Source organism: Buttiauxella sp. 3AFRM03 (assembly GCF_003675305.1).
GTDB classification, from domain to species: Bacteria; Pseudomonadota; Gammaproteobacteria; order Enterobacterales; family Enterobacteriaceae; genus Buttiauxella; species Buttiauxella ferragutiae.
Window position 1 is genome coordinate 4294623 of the sequence record NZ_CP033076.1, and the last position, 19539, is coordinate 4314161.

The window sequence follows — 19539 nt, forward strand, 5'->3', positions numbered from 1 at the left end:
TGAGTGAGAGCAGCCAACACACCTGTAACTTGAAAGATGAAGGGGATTTCGCATTGAGTGATGTACGGAGTTTAAAAGCATGAAATTACCGATTTATCTCGATTACTCTGCCACTACGCCAGTTGACCCGCGTGTTGCGCAGAAAATGATGCAGTTTTTGACTATGGACGGAACCTTCGGTAACCCGGCTTCTCGTTCGCACCGTTTCGGTTGGCAGGCGGAAGAAGCTGTTGATATCGCCCGTAACCAAATCGCTGAACTGGTTGGTGCAGACCCGCGTGAAATCGTCTTTACCTCCGGCGCAACTGAATCCGATAACCTCGCTATTAAAGGTGCCGCTAACTTCTATCAGAAGAAAGGCAAGCACATCATCACCGTAAAAACCGAACACAAAGCCGTGCTGGACACCTGTCGTCAGCTTGAGCGTGAAGGTTTTGAAGTGACTTATCTGGCACCGCAGAGCAACGGTATCGTTGACCTGAACGTGCTGGAAGCGGCGATGCGTGACGACACCATTCTGGTTTCCATCATGCACGTGAACAACGAAATCGGCGTGGTACAAGATATCGCGGCAATCGGCGAAATGTGCCGTGCGCGTGGCATTATCTATCACGTAGATGCGACTCAGAGCGTGGGTAAAATGCCTATCGACCTGAGCACTCTCAAAGTTGACCTGATGTCCTTCTCTGGTCACAAAATCTATGGCCCGAAAGGGATCGGCGCGCTGTATGTTCGTCGTAAACCACGTATTCGTATCGAAGCTCAGGTACACGGTGGCGGTCACGAGCGCGGCATGCGTTCTGGTACTCTTCCTGTTCACCAGATTTCTGGCATGGGCGAAGCTTACCGTATCGCAAAAGAAGAGATGGAAACAGAAATGTCCCGTCTGCGCGTATTGCGTAACCGTCTGTGGAATGGCGTGAAAGATATGGAAGAAGTGTATCTGAACGGTGACCTGGAACATGGCGTTCCAACTATCCTCAACGTGAGCTTTAACTACGTTGAAGGTGAGTCACTGATTATGGCACTCAAAGACCTCGCGGTTTCTTCCGGTTCGGCCTGTACTTCAGCAAGTCTTGAGCCATCCTACGTGCTGCGCGCACTGGGCATGACTGATGAACTGGCTCACAGCTCTATCCGTTTCTCTTTGGGTCGTTTTACTACTGAAGAAGAGATCGACTACACCATCGAACTGGTACGTAAGTCCATTGGCCGTCTGCGCGACCTTTCTCCGCTGTGGGAAATGTTTAAGCAGGGCGTGGATCTTAATTCCATCGAATGGGCTCATCATTAATTGTCCGTCACGGACGTCGATATCGGATTCTGGAGAATAAAAAATGGCTTATAGCGAAAAAGTAATCGATCACTACGAAAATCCACGCAACGTGGGTTCTTTTGACAACAGCGATGACAGCGTCGGTTCCGGCATGGTGGGTGCGCCTGCTTGTGGTGACGTGATGAAGTTGCAGATTAAAGTCAACAATGAAGGTATTATTGAAGACGCTCGCTTCAAAACCTACGGCTGTGGCTCTGCCATTGCTTCCAGTTCGCTGGTAACCGAATGGGTTAAAGGTAAATCTTTGGATGAAGCGCAAGCAATCAAAAACACCGACATCGCAGAAGAACTTGAACTGCCACCGGTGAAGATTCACTGCTCAATCCTTGCAGAAGACGCTATCAAAGCGGCTATCGCGGATTACAAAAGCAAGCGTGAAGCTAAATAATTATTGTTGAGTAGAGGTTGTTGTATGTCGATTACCCTTAGCGACAGTGCTGCCGCACGTGTGAATGCCTTCCTGTCCAATCGCGGAAAAGGCTTTGGTTTGCGCTTAGGCGTTCGCACCTCAGGCTGCTCCGGTATGGCTTATGTTCTGGAATTTGTTGACGCACCGATGGCAGATGACACCGTGTTCGAAGACAAAGGCGTGAAAGTGGTCGTCGATGGTAAAAGCCTGCAATTTTTAGACGGCACTGAGCTCGACTTCGTCAAAGAAGGTCTTAACGAAGGGTTTAAATTTACTAACCCGAACGTGAAAGATGAGTGTGGCTGCGGTGAAAGCTTCCACGTCTGATACTCGCCAATCCCCCGTGTAACTTCACGTTGCGCGGGGTCTAAAGTTACCCGAGCCTGTTATGGACTACTTTACCCTCTTTGGGTTACCGGTAAGTTTTGCCCTCAATACTGAGCTGCTGGCTACCCGTTACCAGGAGCTGCAACGTCAGTTCCACCCTGATAAATACACCAGCCGCCCTCAGGCGGAGCAACTGCTGGCGGTCCAACAATCTGCGACCATCAACCAGGCCTGGCAAACGCTGCGTCATCCACTGCCGCGCGCCGAGTACATTCTCTCCCTCAACGGTTTTGACCTGGCGAATGAACAGCATACCGTGCGCGACACCGCGTTTTTGATGGAGCAACTCGAATTACGCGAAGAGCTTGATAACATTGAGCACGCCAAAGATAGTGACCGCCTGGAATCCTTTAGTGCCAACGTTAATGCAATGGTGAAAACCCGCATGGCGCTAATGGTGCAGCAACTGGATAATCAGGACTGGACGCAGGCGGCGGATACGGTGCGTAAACTGCGTTTTCTCGATAAACTGCGCAGCCAAATAGAACAACTCGAAGAAAAGCTGCTCGATTTTTAACTGGAAGCTCAATATGGCGTTATTACAAATTAGTGAGCCGGGCCTGAGTGCGGCACCTCATCAGCGCAAGCTGGCGGCGGGCATCGACTTAGGTACTACCAATTCACTGGTTGCAACTGTTCGTAGCGGGCAAGCCGAAACGCTGCCTGACCATGAAGGGCGTCACCTGTTACCTTCTGTGGTGCACTATCAGCAACAAGGCCTGAATGTGGGCTGGGATGCGCGTGCGCAAGCCGCAACCGACCCGGCGAACACCATCAGCTCGGTAAAACGTCTGATGGGCCGCTCGCTGGCCGATATTCAGGCGCGCTATCCGCATCTGCCTTATTCACTCCAGGCGAGTGAGAATGGCCTGCCGATGATCAACACGCCAGCTGGGCTGCTGAACCCTATCCGTATTTCATCCGACATCCTTAAAGCCCTTTGCGCACGCGCCACCGAAGCGCTGGAAGGCCAGCTTGATGGTGTGGTGATTACCGTTCCGGCGTATTTCGACGATGCACAGCGTCAGGGCACCAAAGATGCCGCGCGTCTGGCCGGCCTGCACGTGCTGCGTTTGCTGAATGAACCGACTGCGGCAGCGATTGCCTACGGTCTGGACTCTGGCAAAGAGGGCGTTATCGCGGTTTACGATTTAGGCGGCGGTACGTTTGATATTTCCATCCTGCGTTTAAGCCGTGGCGTGTTTGAAGTGCTGGCGACCGGCGGTGATTCTGCACTAGGCGGCGATGACTTTGACCACCTGTTAGCCGACTGGTTACGCGGGCAAGCAGGCGTTGCTGACCGTAGCGACGACCGCGTGCAGCGCCAGTTACTGGACGCCGCCATTGCCGCGAAAATTGCTCTGAGCGATGCCGAAACTACCACGGTAGAAGTGGCTGGCTGGACGGGTACCGTGACCCGCGAACAGTTCAACGAACTGATTGCAGCCCTGGTTAAACGTACTTTGCTGGCTTGCCGTCGCGCGTTGAAAGACGCAGGCGTGGAAGCTGACGAAGTACTGGAAGTGGTAATGGTTGGCGGTTCAACCCGCGTGCCATTAGTGCGCGAACGTGTCGGCGAGTTCTTTGGCCGCACGCCGTTGACGTCCATCGACCCGGATAAAGTTGTCGCCATCGGTGCTGCCATTCAGGCGGATATTCTGGTGGGCAACAAGCCGGACAGCGACATGCTGTTGCTGGATGTGATCCCACTGTCGCTCGGCCTCGAAACCATGGGCGGCCTGGTAGAGAAAGTCATTCCACGTAACACCACTATTCCGGTGGCGCGTGCGCAGGACTTCACCACCTTTAAAGACGGCCAAACGGCGATGTCGATTCAGGTGTTACAGGGCGAGCGCGAACTGGTACAAGATTGCCGTTCGTTGGCTCGTTTTGCACTGCGCGGTATTCCGGCAATGCCTGCGGGCGGGGCGCATATCCGCGTCACCTTCCAGGTTGATGCGGACGGCCTGCTAAGCGTCACCGCCATGGAGAAATCCACAGGTGTTGAAGCTTCTATTCAGGTGAAGCCTTCTTATGGCCTGAGCGACGGCGAAATTGCCTCAATGATTCAGGACTCCATGAGTTTTGCTGAGCGAGACGTGCAAGCGCGCATGCTTGCGGAGCAAAAAGTTGACGCGGCCCGCGTGCTGGAAAGCCTGCAAGGTGCGTTAGCCGCAGACGCCGCGCTGTTAAGCGCCGCTGAACGTGCAGATATCGACGCGACAATAGTGGCACTCCATGCCGCTGCTGCGGGTGACGATATCAATGCGATTGAACAAGCCATTAAAAACGTAGACAAACAAACCCAGGATTTCGCCGCACGTCGTATGGATGAATCAATCCGTAAGGCGCTGAAAGGCCACTCCGTGGACGAGGTTTAACATGCCAAAGATTGTATTTCTGCCTCATCAGGATTTGTGCCCAGATGGCGCAGTATTGGAAGCGAATGTCGGTGAAACCATTCTTGATGTTGCCCTGCGCAACGGTATCGAGATTGAACACGCCTGTGAAAAATCCTGTGCTTGCACCACTTGCCACTGCGTAGTGCGTGAAGGTTTCGACTCCCTGGCTGAAAGCACGGAAGACGAAGACGACATGCTGGACAAAGCCTGGGGTCTTGAGCCGGAAAGCCGCTTAAGCTGCCAGGCTCGCGTCACAGACGAAGACCTGGTCGTTGAGATGCCGCGCTACACCATCAACCATGCGCGTGAGCATTAACAGGAGTCGCAAATGGGATTGAAATGGACCGATAGCCGCGAAATCGGCGAAGCACTGTACGACAGTCGCCCGGATCTCGATCCGAAGACGGTACGCTTCACCGATCTGCATCAATGGATCTGCGACCTGGAAGATTTTGACGACGATCCAAACGCATCCAATGAAAAAATTCTGGAAGCAATTCTGTTAGTCTGGTTAGATGAAGCAGAATAAAAATAAGCGGGCTGCCTCTGGCGGCCCGTTTTTATATGTAGCATGAGCTGAAAAATATAAGGAAAAGAACATGACAGAAGCCATGAAAATTAGCCTTTCCACGTCGCCTGCCGATGCGCGTTGGGGCGAAAAAGCCGCTTATAGTATCAACGACGAAGGGATTACCCTGCACCTGACAGGCAAAGATGACCTGGGGTTAATCCAGCGTGCTGCCCGTAAAATTGACGGCCAGGGCCTGAAGCATGTGCAACTGGCAGGTGACGGCTGGGATGTAGAAAAAAGCTGGGCATTTTGGCAAGGCTATCGCGCACCAAAAGGTACGCGTAAAGTTGACTGGGCAGTGCTGGGCGAAGCAGAGCAAAAAGAGCTGAATAACCGCCTGAAAATCATCGACTGGGTACGTCATACCATCAATACACCAGCCGAAGAACTTGGCCCAGAGCAACTGGCTTCACGCGCCATAGACCTGCTGTGTGATGTGGCATGCGATAACGTTTCTTACCGCATCACTAAAGGTGAAGATCTGCGCGACCAGAACTATATGGGTATCCATACTGTTGGCCGTGGTTCAGAGCGTGCACCGGTTTTACTGGCGCTGGATTACAACCCAACAGGCAACCCGGATGCACCGGTTTATGCCTGCCTGGTGGGTAAAGGTATTACTTTCGACTCCGGCGGCTACAGCATCAAGCAAAGCGCGTTCATGGACTCCATGAAATCGGATATGGGCGGTGCGGCCACCATCACCGGCGCACTGGCATTTGCGATTACTCGTGGCCTGAACAAACGCGTCAAACTGTACCTGTGCTGTGCAGATAACTTGATTAGCGGCAATGCCTTTAAATTGGGCGACATCATTAAATATCGCAACGGCAAAACTGTTGAGATTATGAACACCGATGCGGAAGGCCGCCTGGTACTGGCTGACGGCCTGATTGACGCGTGTGCGCAAAAACCAGAATTAATCATCGACTGCGCAACCTTAACGGGAGCGGCGAAAACGGCACTGGGTAACGATTACCACGCGCTGTTCAGCTTCGATGATGAACTGGTTAATCGCTTGATGGCGAGTGCTGCGGCAGAAAACGAACCGTTCTGGCGTTTGCCACTGGCTGAGTTCCACCGCAACCAGTTGCCGTCCAACTTTGCCGAGCTGAACAACACCTCCAACGCCTCCTTCCCTGCGGGTGCGAGTACGGCGGCGGGCTTCCTGTCTCACTTCGTGGAAAACTATCACGAAGGTTGGCTGCACATCGACTGCTCTGCAACTTATCGTAAAGGTGCGGTTGAGCAGTGGTCTGCTGGCGCAACCGGCATTGGTGTGCGTGCGATTGCAAATCTGCTGGTTAGTCAGTAATTCGCTTTTCGCCCTCACCCCGACCCTCTCCCCCTGGAGAGGGGGAAAACGGCCAATTCCCTCTCCCTCAGGAGAGGGGGAACACCGATCAATTCCCTCTCCCCCAGGAGAGGGGGGACACCGATCAATTCCCTCTCCCCCAGGAGAGGGGGGACACCGATCAATTCCCTCTCCCTCAGGGAGAGGGTTAGGGTGAGGGTTGTTTGCCCCACAGACTCATTCTGGAACCACCATGTCAGAACTCAAAAACGAACTCGAAACGCTGCTTGAACAGGCGGCCACTGAACCTGCTCACCGCCCGGCATTTTTCCGCGTGTTACTGGAATCCACCGTTTGGGTACCGGGTAGCGCCGCTGAAGGCGAAGCCATTGACGCCGGTAGTGCCGTCGAATTGCAGCACTGGGAAAAAGACGATGGCACCTCTGTCATTCCGTTTTTCACCTCTGTTGAAGCGTTACAACAAGCCATCAGCCACGAGCAGGCATTTGTTGTGATGCCAGTGCGCACGCTGTTTGAAATGACGCAGGGCGCGACACTGTTTCTGAACGCTAAACTGCCGACCGGCAAAGAATTTACCCCGCGTGAAATCACTCATTTAATCAGCGATGAAAGCGATCCTTTAACCCAGCAGGAAGTGCTGGATGGCGGGACATCGTTGCTGCTTTCCGAAGTGGCTGAGCCACCGGCGCAAATGGTCGATTCATTAACTACGCTGTTCAAAAACCTGAAAACTGTAAAACGTGCGTTCATCTGCTCTATCAAAGAACGTGCTGACGAGCAGCCAAACCTGCTGATTGGTATTGAAGCTGAAGGGGATATCGAAGCGATTATTCGCCAGGCTGGAAGTGTCGCGACTGATACGTTACCAGGCGATGAGCCAGTTGATATTTGCCAGGTGGTGGAAGGCGAAAAGGGCATCAGCCACTTTATGATGGCGCACATTACGCCATTCTACGAACGCCGCTGGGGCAGTTTCTTGCGAGATTTTAAAACCAATCGGATTATCTAAAAAAATAAAAACAGCACACGCATGGTGCTGTTTTTATTACCATGTAAATTTTTCAGAGTTTGGTGCCTTGCATTTATAATTACCTGCGAGCAATATTATTTTATAATGTTTAATATTCTTATTTTCAATGACCGGGATGGTTGTGATGAAAAACAAAGGGTTCTTGTATATATTTGTTATTCCAGTGTTAATTACGCTTTATGGGTTTTTCCAACTGTATCGGATGAATGATGGAGTTTCGCCTTCAGATTACGGTTATGATTATAATGAAATGGCTTTACGGCATTTTTTATCAACAATAGGTTTGATATCGTCACTGCTTAGTTTATTTATCAGTGGTGCCGCGATGGCACTCTGCCGCTATAGTACAACTGTTGCCAGAAAATCCCAGAACACACTGGTTATCATGTTTAACCGCTGCCGAAAAGTATTCCCATTCATGATGTTGGGGCAGATTGTTTTTTGTGGTCTCAGTATAATATTTTATGCCTTTTCAGAAATTGCCTGGATCGTTTCTGCATTTGAAATGGATACCGGGAGTTATAAATTACTTACCCTGATTGGAATGGGGGTATTAGGTGTTTTATGGATATTAATAAAAAGTCTCATTAATATTAAAAATTGTTTTGCCATGTTCCAACCCACACCTTCATTAGTTATTGGACATAATGTTTCTGAACAACAGGCTGCTGGCCTCTGGCAATGGGTTCGGGAGCTGGCTGCGAAAATTAATGCAGTCATTCCGGATAATATCGTTGTGGGTATGGAAGAGTGTTTTTATGTTACCGCTAATTCAGTGCAGCTTGTTGATGGTGAGCATTTAACCGGTAATACGTTGTATTTTCCTGTCACTTACGCACGCTTTATGAGTGAAGATGAAATTGCTGCGGTCGTCGGCCATGAACTGGGGCATTTTACCGGGCAAGATACCCAGTACAGTTTGCGTTTTACACCACTGTACAGCGGCCTGCAAAATAGTCTGGAACAGGTTGCTATTAAAGCGATGGGCAATTCATGGATAGATAACATCGTTATCTATCCTGCTCTTTATATCGGGAATTATTTCCTCAAGAATCTCGACGAAACAGTTAATTACTGGAGCCGTATCCGTGAGCATGCTGCCGATGCTGTTGGTGCAAAAGCCAGTAGCGAGCAGGCGTTTTCTAGCGCATTACTGCGCATTTGTGCATTGAGCGATGATATTAGCCAGCAAATTCATCGGCTTTATCAAGGGAAGTTTAACGACCCCGATCTGGCTGCCACAGTCTTTGAAGCTCTGAAATCAAGAGAAACTATTGATGCGAAAGCACAGCTTGAAAACAGTACCATCCATCCACTAGACAGTCACCCACCCACAAGCTTACGCATTGCGGCCCTGAATGTGCAGGTTGATGATGCACTGCTCATACAAGCTTCTCGTCCAGTCAGTGAACATGACTATCATAATATGGATAAGTGGTTTGCAGACCCTCAAGGCTTATGTCAACAACTCACACAGGCTCTCAAAAAAGAACTGGGTGAACAGGGTGAGCAAATTCGCAAAGAGTTGGAAGCCGTCTCTCAAATCGTCGCCCCAGAAGAAACGCTGACATTTCGCTTAGGCAAAAAAAACGTTTGGTTTATGGGGGGATTTGCAATGGTATTATTTATTATCGCTGCATGGGTTACATCTCTTATCTTTTCAGGCCCTGGTGCTGCCGGTTCAACGCAAGTAAAGGTAGCGGCATGGACAGCTGGCTTCTCACTATTCTTTGCTCTTGCTTCTGTGGCCATGTACAGGAAAACGCTTCAACCGCTATTTACCTTGTCCAATGACAGTATCTTGAGTGTACAGCTCAATAAACCTGTCATGCTTGTTGATATAGAAGATATTTCAATGCGAGTGATTCAGAGTAATTGTTATTTGGATCTCATTATGCGCGAGGATGCGGAATTGCCCATTTCTTTACTGGGGCGTTTTTCTCGATCCATTGCCGTCGTTACCAAAAAACATAAAATAACCATGATCATTGCCGGGACGCTGCTCAAAGAAGGCTGCAACGAAAAGATAAGCTTTGATGAATTGTATGAATTATTAGCGAAATATCTGCAGGCTGCACATGCGCGTAGAGTTCTTATTGAGTTGAATAGTTAAACGAGAATATTCTGGTGCAGGTAAAACTGATATTTAGTTTATTGCCTGCGCCAGCAGTAAATCCATTAACAGCAACAGATTCGACTCAAACGAGGTGATCCCAGAAGCTTCTGCTGCATAGTGGACTGCCTCGTCATACAGTTGAAAATGCACATCCGCCAGTTCGGACAGACTGTTCGGCGACGCGCGAGTAAATGCCACAATCGACATCCCAACATTCTGTGCAATCCGCGCTTTATCCAGTACCTGTTCGGTTTCACCGCTGCGTGAAATGGCGATAAACACCTGATACTTCGACGCGTTACTCAGAAAAATGCCTCGGCTATCGGCTGGCCCGGAAATAAACGCAGTTTTCCCCAGCACCTGAAGTTTCTTGGTGAGGTATTCGGCAAACAGATAGGAAAAACCCGCGCCGTATAAAAAGAAGCTCTCTTTTTCGCGTAACAGCGCCGCGAATTGCGCCATTAGCTCGGGCGTCACCCAACGAAAGGTTTGCCGGTAGTTAGCCACAAATTCATCGAATAAAACCGGCAGGGCGCCTGCGGGTGGTGCGGGTTGTTGAGCAATATGCGGTGTATTGGAAAGCAGTTGCTTACAGTGCCAGATAAACTCGCTGTAACCGCTAAATCCAAGCTTCTGGCACAGCCGCATAATGGTCGCGCTGGAGACAAACGTCGCCTGGGCAAGTTCGCGAACCGTGATTTTGCCGACCAGCAATGGATGGTTGGTCAAATGCGAAAGAACACGGTACTCAGCGCGGGTTAAAGACTCTCCGCGCTCGAGCAAGCCTGCCAGGCGGTTGTCCATTACAGTGATTGTGCAGGTTCAACAGGTAAATCAGAACGGGCACCCCATTCACTCCAGGAGCCGTCGTACAGAGAAACACCGTTGACGCCAAGCGTCGTTAACGCCAGCACGACCACCGCCGCAGTGACACCTGAGCCGCAACTGGCGATAACCGGTTTATCAAAACTCACACCCTGGCGGATGAAAATTTCATTCAGCTCATCAGTGGTTTTCAACTGACCATTTTCTACCAAATCACTCCATGGCACGTTTAAGGCACCCGGAATATGACCACGTCTTAAACCCGGACGCGGCTCGTCCATTTGTGCATTAAAGCGTGGGGCAGGGCGAGCATCGACGATTTGTGCGGTGCCTTCATGGCTGACCAGCAGCACATCGGTCAGACGTTTAATCACTAGTGGGTCGAAATTCACATCGAACTCGCCTTCGGGTAATTCAACATCACCTTTTTCCAGCGGTAATTCTTCGCGCTGCCAGTCGGCGAGCCCCCCGGCCAGAATCGAGACTTTCTCAACGCCAAAAGTCCGCAGCATCCACCAGGCGCGTGGGGCGGAAAATAGGTTACCTTCATCGTAAACAATCAGATGTTTATCCTGGCTGATACCCAGCTCGCGCATGGCGACAGCAAAGGCTTCAGGGCGCGGCATCATATGCGGCAGAGGACTGGTGTGATCGGACAGGGCTTCGATATCAAAAAATACCGCACCGGGCAGATGGCCTGCACGGTATTCACCTGCGAGATCACGATGCTCCTGGCCTGGAGGCGCCATGCGAGCATCAATAATCTGGATATTCTCATCATTAATATGTTCTGCGAGCCAGTCGCCCGCAACGAAGAAAGTGGTGGACATGGTTGCCTCCGAATCGTCATTGATTAACGGATTGTCGGTGTTTTTAAGCAAACCGACAAGCAACCATATCCACTGCTGCGAAGTGTGCCGTAAATATTAGATAAAGTTACGCTTTCACCGCTTCGCCATCTTTCCAGGCTTGTTGCAATTGCGGCCAGTAATCACGATTGGCTTCAATCATATCGTCGAGAATCGCTTTCGCATGCTGCATGGTTGGCACAGTACGGTTAAGCGTAAATGCCTGTAACGCCTTCTCGTAGCTGCCTTCGATGGTGGCTTCAACCAGCAACTGCTCTGAGGCTAACTGCTGCATTAACAATGTCTGGTGGAACAGCGGAACCGCGCCCATGCGCACCGGTTCTGGCCCTTCGGAAGTAATATAAGCAGGCACTTCCACCATGGCATCGTATGGCAGGTTGGCAATGGCACCTTTGTTTTCCACAATCACCAGGTGGCGCTGGCGTAAATCAAAGGCCAGCGAACAGGCAACATCAACAATAAACGCACCGTGCACACCAACGTGGAAGGCATCCGGCAAAATACCGGTTTGCTTATATTCGGCGGCGGCGGCAAACAGTTTCTTCTCGCGCCCATCCATCACTTCGTTAGCGCGGGTGTAGTCCGGGTTTTGATGCTCAACGATGTCGTTTGGCATCAGGTAATACTGCAAATACGGGTTTGGCAGGAATTGCGGGAAATGGTCCATAATCGGCTTGATGTGACGCCAGGTTTTTACCCAAGACGGATCGGAATGCTGCGGATCGGTTTGCGCAGCATCTTCGGTCAGCAGGCCAAATTTCGCAATATGGCGGCGCAATTCCGGCAGGCGATCTTCCCCATCAACCAGCACACGGGTAAACCAGCCAAAATGGTTGAGGCCGAAGTAATCGACTTCTAATTTATGGCGGTCAACACCGAGAATGGCACCCATATTGCGCATCGCGGCGACCGGCATATCACAAATATTAAGTACTCGCGCTTTTGGGCGCAGGCGACGCACGCCTTCGGCAACAATCGCCGCAGGGTTGGAATAGTTAACAATCCACGCTTTTTGATGCGCGTAACGTTCGACAAAATCACACAATTCCACCATCGGCAAAATGGTGCGCAGGCCATATGCCAGCCCGCCAGGCCCACAGGTTTCTTGCCCTACCACGCCATGGCGTAGTGGGATTTTTTCATCCTGCTCGCGCATTTTGTACTGGCCAACGCGCATTTGAGCGAAAACAAAATGGGCACCGCTAAAGGCAACTTCCGGGTCGGTGGTGACGGTAAATTTAATGCTTTGGCTATGGTCGCGAATCACTTTCTCAACCACCGGAGCAATCACTGACTGGCGCTCGCCATCAATATCATAGAGGCGGATTTCAGCTAATGGGAAATCGGCCAGGCGCACCATCAGGCTCTTAACAATGCCCGGTGTGTAAGTACTACCGCCACCGGCAATGGACAAAATAAACGGGGGTTTAAACATCATTAGCTCCTTTAGAGATAAGTCTCTACTGCTTCACGCATTTTTTTGACATGCAGCCCGTAGACCACCTGAACGTTATTACCTTGCTTAATCACCCCTTTCGCGCCAGTCGATTTCAGGCGGGGTTCGTCGATAACTGTCACATCACGTACCGTCACTCGCAGGCGGGTGTAACAGTTGTCGACCACTTCGATATTGGCTCGTCCACCGAGGCCCTCAATAATGGCTTCACCTAATCCATCGTTGCTGCCTTTGGCCTGATACTCTTGTTTGCTATACAGTTTTGTTTCTTGCTCGTCGTCCTCACGGCCCGGCGTTTTCATGTCGAAACGGCGAATCAGGAAGCGGAACACCAGGAAATAGATGACCGACATCGTCAGCCCGACGACGATATACATCGGCCAGTTGGATTTCTCAGTCCCCAGCGGCAGGTTATAAAGAATGAAATCGATAATGCCGTTGGCACCGATGGCGTGAACGCCCAGCAAATAGAACAGCATCATGCCGATGCCGGTCAGAACCGCATGCACACCAAACAACAATGGGGCGACAAACAGGAAGGAAAACTCCAGTGGCTCCGTGACCCCAACCAGCATGGATGTCAGCGCTGCCGGGATGAGAATGGCTTTCGCTGCCGCTTTGCGTTCCGGTTTCGCCGTCATATACATGGCGAGTGCTGCCGCAGGGAGGCCGAACATTTTGCTGATTCCGCGTGCGTCCCACACCACAGTACTGCTCAGTTGATGCACGCTCGGGCAGGCCATTTCTGCGAAGTAAATATTGCGCGCGCCCTGGTAAATATTGCCGCAAACATCGGCCGTGCCGCCTAATTCGGTATACAGGAATGGGGTATAGACCAGGTGATGCAGGCCGGTTGGCACCAGGATGCGTTCCAGGAAACCGTAGATGGCAACGCCAAACGCTCCGGCGCCTTTAATCGCCAGCGCCAGTGCGCTGATGCCATGCTGAGCAAACGGCCAGAGTTCGCTCATCACTACACCGAGTAACATCGAGACGGGAAGCATGATAATGGCGACAAAACAGTGCCCTGAGTAAATCGCCATCGCACCAGAAAACTGTACGCTGGAATAACGGTTGTACAAATATCCCGACAGTGCGCCCGTGAGGATCCCTGCGAAAACGCCCATCTCAAGCACCTGGACACCCAACACCATGCTTTGCCCTGCGGCACGCATTTGGTCGGCAGGAGCCAGTTCGCCTTGAAGCTGTAACGTTACGTTCATCGCATTAATGAATACGATAAAAGTAACCAGACCAATTAATGCAGCATACCCTTTGTCTTTGGCCGCCAGACCAATGGGAATGCCTACGCCAAATACCAGCGCCAGGTTCGCCAGAACCGATACCGCGGATTTGGAGATGAGAACGCCAGTGTGTTGAATGGAAGGGTGGCCGAGGAAGGGTAAATATTCTGCCAGGTTGCCATTGCCCAATACATTACCGAACGCGATAAATAAACCGACGATCGGCAAAATAAGCACCGGGCCGTAGAGTGATTTTCCGAAATTTTGTAGAGCGTTAACGGCACTTTTCATTTAGCAGTCTCTTATTATCACTTTGGCTAAACACCGCGTTGAGGCAGCGACTCAGCTTGAAATGTAGCAAGAATAAAGACTGCTAATCCAGCTATCTTATTGTTTTAAAAGCAAATGACTCACAAGGTAACATGTAACGTTTCAGGCTGTGATCATGCTTCCACTTTGCATCCAAATTTCAGTTGAAACCGTTGCACAATAAAACGTTTCCTTTGCGAGAAAGTACGCAATGCCGAATCTTCATACTTTCGTTTTTTTAATGTACCCGCATAATACATGTACTACGTAGTGAGTTAATGGGCCTTATCGGCCAGGGATAAAACATGAAAGCAATACGTCTGGGTGCGCTGGTAGCGGCGCTCGTAGCAGCTTTGGCACTTTCAGGGTGCGACAATAACGATAAACCTCAGCCAGCAGCGAAAAGCGATAGCACGGCTCAGCAAAGTACTGCTCCTGCGGCGAAGCCTGATGCCTCGCAACTCGAAAAGTTAGCTAAAGACTCTGCGGGCAAACCGCTTAAATTGCTCGATGCCTCCGAGGTACAACTCGATGGCGCAAGCACGTTAGTCATGACTTTTTCAATTCCACTCGATCCCAATCAAGATTTCTCCCGCGTGGCCCATCTGGTGGACAAAACCAGCGGTAAAGTCGATGGTGCGTGGGAACTTTCAGCCGACCTGAAAGAATTACGTTTGCGCCATCTTGAGCCGAAACGTGAACTGATATTGACCGTTGATAACAGCTTGCTGGCTCTCAATAAAACGACTTTTGACAGCCACTTCGAAAAGAAAATTTCGACCCGCGATATCCAACCAAGCGCGGGGTTTGCCAGCCGGGGTTCATTGCTGCCAACCAAAGTGATGGCAGGTTTACCGGTGATGGCACTCAACGTTGATAAAATCGACGTCAATTTCTACCGGATAAAAAGTGAATCTTTAAGTTCATTCATCAGCCAGTGGCAATACCGAAACTCAGTGTCTAACTGGGAATCTGACAATTTACTCAAGCTTACGGAACTGGTTTACAGCGGCAGGTTTGATCTCAATCCGGCACGCAATACCCGCGAAAAACTCCTGCTGCCATTAGGCGAAATTAAACCGCTGCAACAGCCTGGTGTCTACATCGCGATAATGAGTCAGGCTGGTCATTACAGTTATAGCAATGCTGCAACCTTGTTTACGTTGAGCGACATCGGTGTGTCAGCACACCGCTACCATGATCGGTTAGATGTCTTCACGCAAAGCCTGGAAAATGGTGCCGCGCAATCCAGCGTGGAAATCTCCTTGCTTGATGAAAAAGGGCAAACACTGGCACAAGCGAAGAGCGATGGCGATGGTCACGCTAAGCTGGAAAAACCAGGTAAAGGCACAATCTTGCTGGCGAGAACAGGCGAGCAAACTACGCTGCTGGATTTAAGCCGCCCGGCGCTGGATCTGGCTGAATTTGATATTGCCGGGGAAACCGGCTTCAGTAAGCAGTTCTTTATGTTTGGCCCACGCGATCTTTACCGCCCTGGTGAAACGCTACTGCTGAATGCCTTGTTACGTGATGGCGACGGTAAAGCACTACCTGCGCAGCCGGTAAAACTCGAAGTGGTGAAACCAGACGGCCAGGTCGCCAGGACGCAAGTCTGGCAACCTGAAAATGGTTTGTACAAATTTAGCTATCCATTGAACCCGAATGTGCAAACCGGCAACTGGCAAGTACGTGTGAATACTGGCGATAACCAGCCACGTATCTGGTCATTTAAAGTTGAAGACTTTATGCCGGAGCGCATGGCGCTCAACATCACTGGTAGTAAAGAGCCTGTCAGTCCTGATGATTCTGTGAATTTCGAAATTGTCGGTCGCTATCTGTATGGTGCGCCAGCAGCCGGTAATAATCTGCAAGGGCAACTGTTCTTACGCCCACTGCGTGAAGCGGTGTCTGCATTGCCTGGGTTCCAGTTTGGTGACATCAACGAAGAAAACCTCACTCGTAATCTGGATGAAGTCCAGCTCCAGCTTGATGAGCAAGGTAAAACTACCGTCAGTGCAGACAGCCAATGGTCTGACGTTCATTCACCGTTACGGCTGGTGCTGCAAGCCAGTTTGCTGGAATCAGGTGGCCGTCCAGTGACGCGTCGCGCTGAACAAGCTATCTGGCCAGGCGCTGCGTTACCGGGTATTCGTCCGCAATTTGCCAGTAAAGAAATTTACGATTACCGAACCGACAGCACCCGTACTCAACCTATCGTTGACGAAGACACTAACGCCGGTTTTGACATCGTGTACGCCAATGCTAAAGGGGAAAAACTGGCGGTTTCGGGGCTGGATGTACGGCTCATCCGTGAGCGCCGTGATTACTTCTGGAGTTGGGAAGAGGGCGAAGGCTGGCAGTCACAATATGACCAGAAAGATCTGGTAGAAGCAGAGCAAAAACTCACGCTTGCCGCGGGTGAAACCGGCAAAGTGGCTTTCCCCGTTGAATGGGGTTCTTACCGTCTTGAAGTCCGTGACCCGGAGACAAACATTGTCAGCAGTATGCGTTTTTGGGCGGGTTATAGCTGGCAAGATAACAGTGACGGCGCAGGCGCTGTACGCCCAGACCGTGTGACGCTGAAAATAGACAAACCAGCTTATAAGCCAGGTGACACCATCAATCTGCATATTTCCGCCCCAGCCGCCGGTAAGGGCTACGCGATGGTGGAATCCAGCGATGGCCCATTGTGGTGGAAAGAAATTGATGTGCCAGAAAAAGGGCTGGATATTGCTATTCCGGTCGATAAAAGCTGGCAGCGCCATGACCTTTATCTGAGTACCCTGGTGATTCGTCCTGGTGATAAGAGCCGTGCGGCAACGCCGAAACGTGCTGTTGGTATTTTGCATCTGCCACTGGGTGACGAAAGCCGCCGCCTGGCACTGGCGCTGGAGGCTCCGGCCAAAATGCGCCCGAATCAAAATCTCACCGTAAAAGTTAAAACCCAGCCGATTAATGGCGAAATGCCGAAGCAAATTAATGTGCTGGTATCCGCTGTTGATAGCGGTGTGCTGAATATTACTGACTACAAAACGCCAGATCCTTGGGAAGCCTTCTTTGGTCGCAAACGTTATGGCGCAGATTTATATGATATCTACGGTCAGGTGATTGAAGGGGAAGGGCGCTTAGCCGCGTTACGCTTTGGTGGTGATGGCGATGAAGGCGATGCACTAAGTCGCGGGGGTAAAAAACCCGTTAACCACGTCACTATCATTGCTGAGCAAGCTCAACCAGTACAACTGAACGAGAAGGGTGAAGGAATCGTCACGCTGCCGATTGGCGACTTTAACGGCGAGTTACGGGTAATGGCGCAAGCCTGGACCGATGACCGTTTTGGTAACAGCGAGCAAAAAGTAGTGGTTGCGGCACCTTTGGTGAGCGAACTGGCGGCACCGCGCTTTATGGCAAGTGGTGACAGTAGCCGCCTGGCAATGGATCTCACTAATCTTACCGACCAGCCGCAACAACTGAACGTAAACCTGAAAACCAGTGGTTTGATTTCGCTGGACTCATCTGCTGAGCAAACAGTGCAACTGTTACCTGGTGCACGTAAAACCCTGTTTATCTCAGTCCATGCGTTGGATGGTTTTGGTGACGGGCAGCTCACTGCGCAAATCAGTGGCATAAACTTACCTGGCGAAACATTCAGCGCACTGCAAAAACAATGGAAATTGGGCGTACGGCCTCCGTTCCCGGCGCAAAACATCAATAGCGGTGCGGTGCTAGCTGCGGGTGACGTCTGGGATATTCCACCGCAGCATATTTCCGGTTTGGCACCAGCAACGCTTGAAGGACAAATTCTTCTCAGTGGCCGTCCACCGTTGAACCTGGCGCGTTATATCCGGGAACTGAAAGCCTATCCGTATGGTTGCCTTGAACAAACAACCAGCGGTCTGTTCCCTTCGCTTTATACCAATCAGGCGCAACTCGCGGCTCTGGGGATAAAAGGAACCAGCGATGAACAGCGCCGTGCCGCCATCGACCTGGGGATTTCTCGACTGCTTGATATGCAGCGTGATAACGGCAGCTTTGGCTTATGGGACAAAGAAGGGCCAGAAGAATACTGGTTAACGGCGTACGTCACTGATTTCCTGGTGCGTGCCAGTGAGCAAGGTTATAGCGTGAATACAGATGCGCTGACTAAAGCAAATCAGCGTCTGTTGCGTTATTTGCAGGATTCAGGGCTTATCGCGTTGCGTTATAGCGATGACTCTGCGGGCAGTAAATTTGCGGTTCAGGCCTACGCCGCACAAGTATTGGCACGTCAGCAAAAAGCACCGCTCGGGGCGCTGCGTGAGCTTTGGTCGCATCACAGCTCAGCCCGTGCCGGATTGCCATTGGTGCAATTAGGCGTGGCGTTAAAACTGATGGGTGATGCTCCGCGAGGCGATGAAGCTATCAAGTTAGGTTTGCAAACTAGTCGCAGCAATGAGCGTATTTGGTTAGCTGACTACGGCAGTGAACTGCGTGATAACGCGATGATGCTGAGCCTTCTTGAAGAGAACAAATTGCTGCCGGACCAGCAGAATAACTTGCTTGTGAATCTCTCTAACCTCGCTTTTAGCCAACGCTGGTTGTCGACTCAGGAAAGTAACGCACTATTCCTGGCTGGCCGTAACTGGCAAACCGCAAAAGGGGAGTGGCAATCGCAGGTTTCCTTTACTGACGAACCACTGGCAAGCGGGCAATCAATGACTCGTAATTTGACTGCTGAACAACTTGAGCGTTTGCAAGTGACTAACACCGGTACAGGTAATCTTTATCTCCGCTTAGACAGCGTCGGCTATCCACAACGGGCTCCAGCGCCATATAGCAATGTGCTGCATATTGAGCGCCATTTCCTGGATGCTAAAGGCAATAGCAAATCGTTGTCAGAACTGAAAAGCGGTGAGTTAGTGATTGTCTGGTTAGATGTATGGGCGGATAAAAATGTGCCTGATGCACTGGTGGTCGATTTACTGCCAGCGGGGCTTGAGCTGGAAAACCAGAACCTTTCTGAAAGTAGTGCCAGTTTAGGTGAAGGTGATAACCAGGTTCAGGGCTTACTGAGCCAGATGCAGCAGGCTGATATCCAGCACCTGGAGTTCCGTGATGATCGCTTTGTGGCTGCATTACCACTCAATGAAAGCCAGCATGCCACTCTGGTTTATCTGGCGCGGGCGGTCACTCCCGGGACTTATCAGGTGCCGGTTTCACAAGTGGAATCGATGTATGTTCCGCAGTGGCGGGCTACAGGAGCCAGCACTGGTTTGCTGACAGTTCATCCGTAA

15 protein-coding genes are annotated in these 19539 nt (G+C 50.9%); 11 read left to right on the top strand and 4 right to left on the bottom strand.

Features of this window, described 5'->3' with window-relative positions:
* Window positions 1-79: 79 nt before the first annotated feature.
* The 10 genes from iscS (at window position 80) to D8682_RS21530 (ending at window position 9563) form a co-directional block, all read left to right on the top strand.
* Window positions 80-1294 carry a cysteine desulfurase gene (gene iscS / locus D8682_RS21480; protein WP_121815094.1) on the top strand — a complete coding sequence of 405 codons (1215 nt, stop codon included), beginning with the start codon at window positions 80-82 and terminating at the stop codon, window positions 1292-1294.
* Between the two features lie 43 nt (window positions 1295-1337).
* Window positions 1338-1724: a Fe-S cluster assembly scaffold IscU gene (gene iscU, locus D8682_RS21485; RefSeq protein WP_015703172.1), complete on the top strand. Its 387-nt coding sequence runs from the start codon at window positions 1338-1340 to the stop codon at window positions 1722-1724.
* A gap of 24 nt (window positions 1725-1748) precedes the next feature.
* Window positions 1749-2072: an iron-sulfur cluster assembly protein IscA gene (gene iscA / locus D8682_RS21490; RefSeq protein WP_064544430.1), complete on the top strand. Its 324-nt coding sequence runs from the start codon at window positions 1749-1751 to the stop codon at window positions 2070-2072.
* A gap of 61 nt (window positions 2073-2133) precedes the next feature.
* The gene (gene hscB / locus D8682_RS21495; protein ID WP_121815095.1) at window positions 2134-2649 is read left to right on the top strand and encodes a co-chaperone HscB; all 516 of its coding nucleotides are present in this window, start codon (window positions 2134-2136) and stop codon (window positions 2647-2649) included.
* A gap of 13 nt (window positions 2650-2662) precedes the next feature.
* Entirely contained in the window at window positions 2663-4513 is a 1851-nt protein-coding gene (hscA, locus tag D8682_RS21500) for a Fe-S protein assembly chaperone HscA (protein WP_121815096.1), read from the top strand.
* Window position 4514: 1 nt separating this feature from the next.
* Complete coding sequence (gene fdx, locus D8682_RS21505; protein WP_034459208.1) at window positions 4515-4850, top strand: ISC system 2Fe-2S type ferredoxin; 336 nt, start codon at window positions 4515-4517, stop codon at window positions 4848-4850.
* Window positions 4851-4862: 12 nt separating this feature from the next.
* Window positions 4863-5063 (top strand): Fe-S cluster assembly protein IscX, encoded by a 201-nt coding sequence (gene iscX, locus D8682_RS21510; RefSeq protein WP_064544436.1) that lies wholly within the window; start codon window positions 4863-4865, stop codon window positions 5061-5063.
* A 70-nt stretch (window positions 5064-5133) separates the two neighbouring features.
* Window positions 5134-6420, top strand: a complete 1287-nt coding sequence (gene pepB / locus D8682_RS21515; RefSeq protein ID WP_064544437.1) for an aminopeptidase PepB — start codon at window positions 5134-5136, stop codon at window positions 6418-6420.
* 232 nt (window positions 6421-6652) lie between these two features.
* Window positions 6653-7429, top strand: a complete 777-nt coding sequence (gene sseB, locus D8682_RS21525; RefSeq protein WP_121815098.1) for an enhanced serine sensitivity protein SseB — start codon at window positions 6653-6655, stop codon at window positions 7427-7429.
* A 145-nt stretch (window positions 7430-7574) separates the two neighbouring features.
* Window positions 7575-9563, top strand: coding sequence for a M48 family metalloprotease (locus tag D8682_RS21530; protein ID WP_162303036.1), 1989 nt, complete (start codon window positions 7575-7577; stop codon window positions 9561-9563).
* A gap of 33 nt (window positions 9564-9596) precedes the next feature.
* On the opposite strand, the gene D8682_RS21535 is transcribed toward D8682_RS21530, so the two are convergent.
* From D8682_RS21535 to D8682_RS21550, 4 genes are all read right to left on the bottom strand, one after another.
* A complete protein-coding gene (locus D8682_RS21535) occupies window positions 9597-10370 on the bottom strand; it encodes a MurR/RpiR family transcriptional regulator (RefSeq protein ID WP_121815100.1) in 774 nt (257 codons plus the stop codon).
* A complete protein-coding gene (sseA, locus tag D8682_RS21540) occupies window positions 10370-11221 on the bottom strand; it encodes a 3-mercaptopyruvate sulfurtransferase (RefSeq protein WP_064544601.1) in 852 nt (283 codons plus the stop codon). The genes D8682_RS21535 and sseA overlap by 1 nt, the downstream gene beginning before the upstream one ends.
* Before the next feature lie 106 nt (window positions 11222-11327).
* Window positions 11328-12695 (bottom strand): 6-phospho-alpha-glucosidase, encoded by a 1368-nt coding sequence (locus D8682_RS21545; RefSeq protein WP_064544445.1) that lies wholly within the window; start codon window positions 12693-12695, stop codon window positions 11328-11330.
* A gap of 11 nt (window positions 12696-12706) precedes the next feature.
* On the bottom strand, window positions 12707-14251 hold the full coding sequence (locus tag D8682_RS21550; protein ID WP_064544447.1) for a PTS transporter subunit EIIC: 1545 nt from the start codon (window positions 14249-14251) through the stop codon (window positions 12707-12709).
* A 323-nt stretch (window positions 14252-14574) separates the two neighbouring features.
* Between D8682_RS21550 and D8682_RS21555 the strand changes: the two genes are divergently transcribed.
* Window positions 14575-19539 carry an alpha-2-macroglobulin gene (locus D8682_RS21555; RefSeq protein ID WP_121815101.1) on the top strand — a complete coding sequence of 1655 codons (4965 nt, stop codon included), beginning with the start codon at window positions 14575-14577 and terminating at the stop codon, window positions 19537-19539.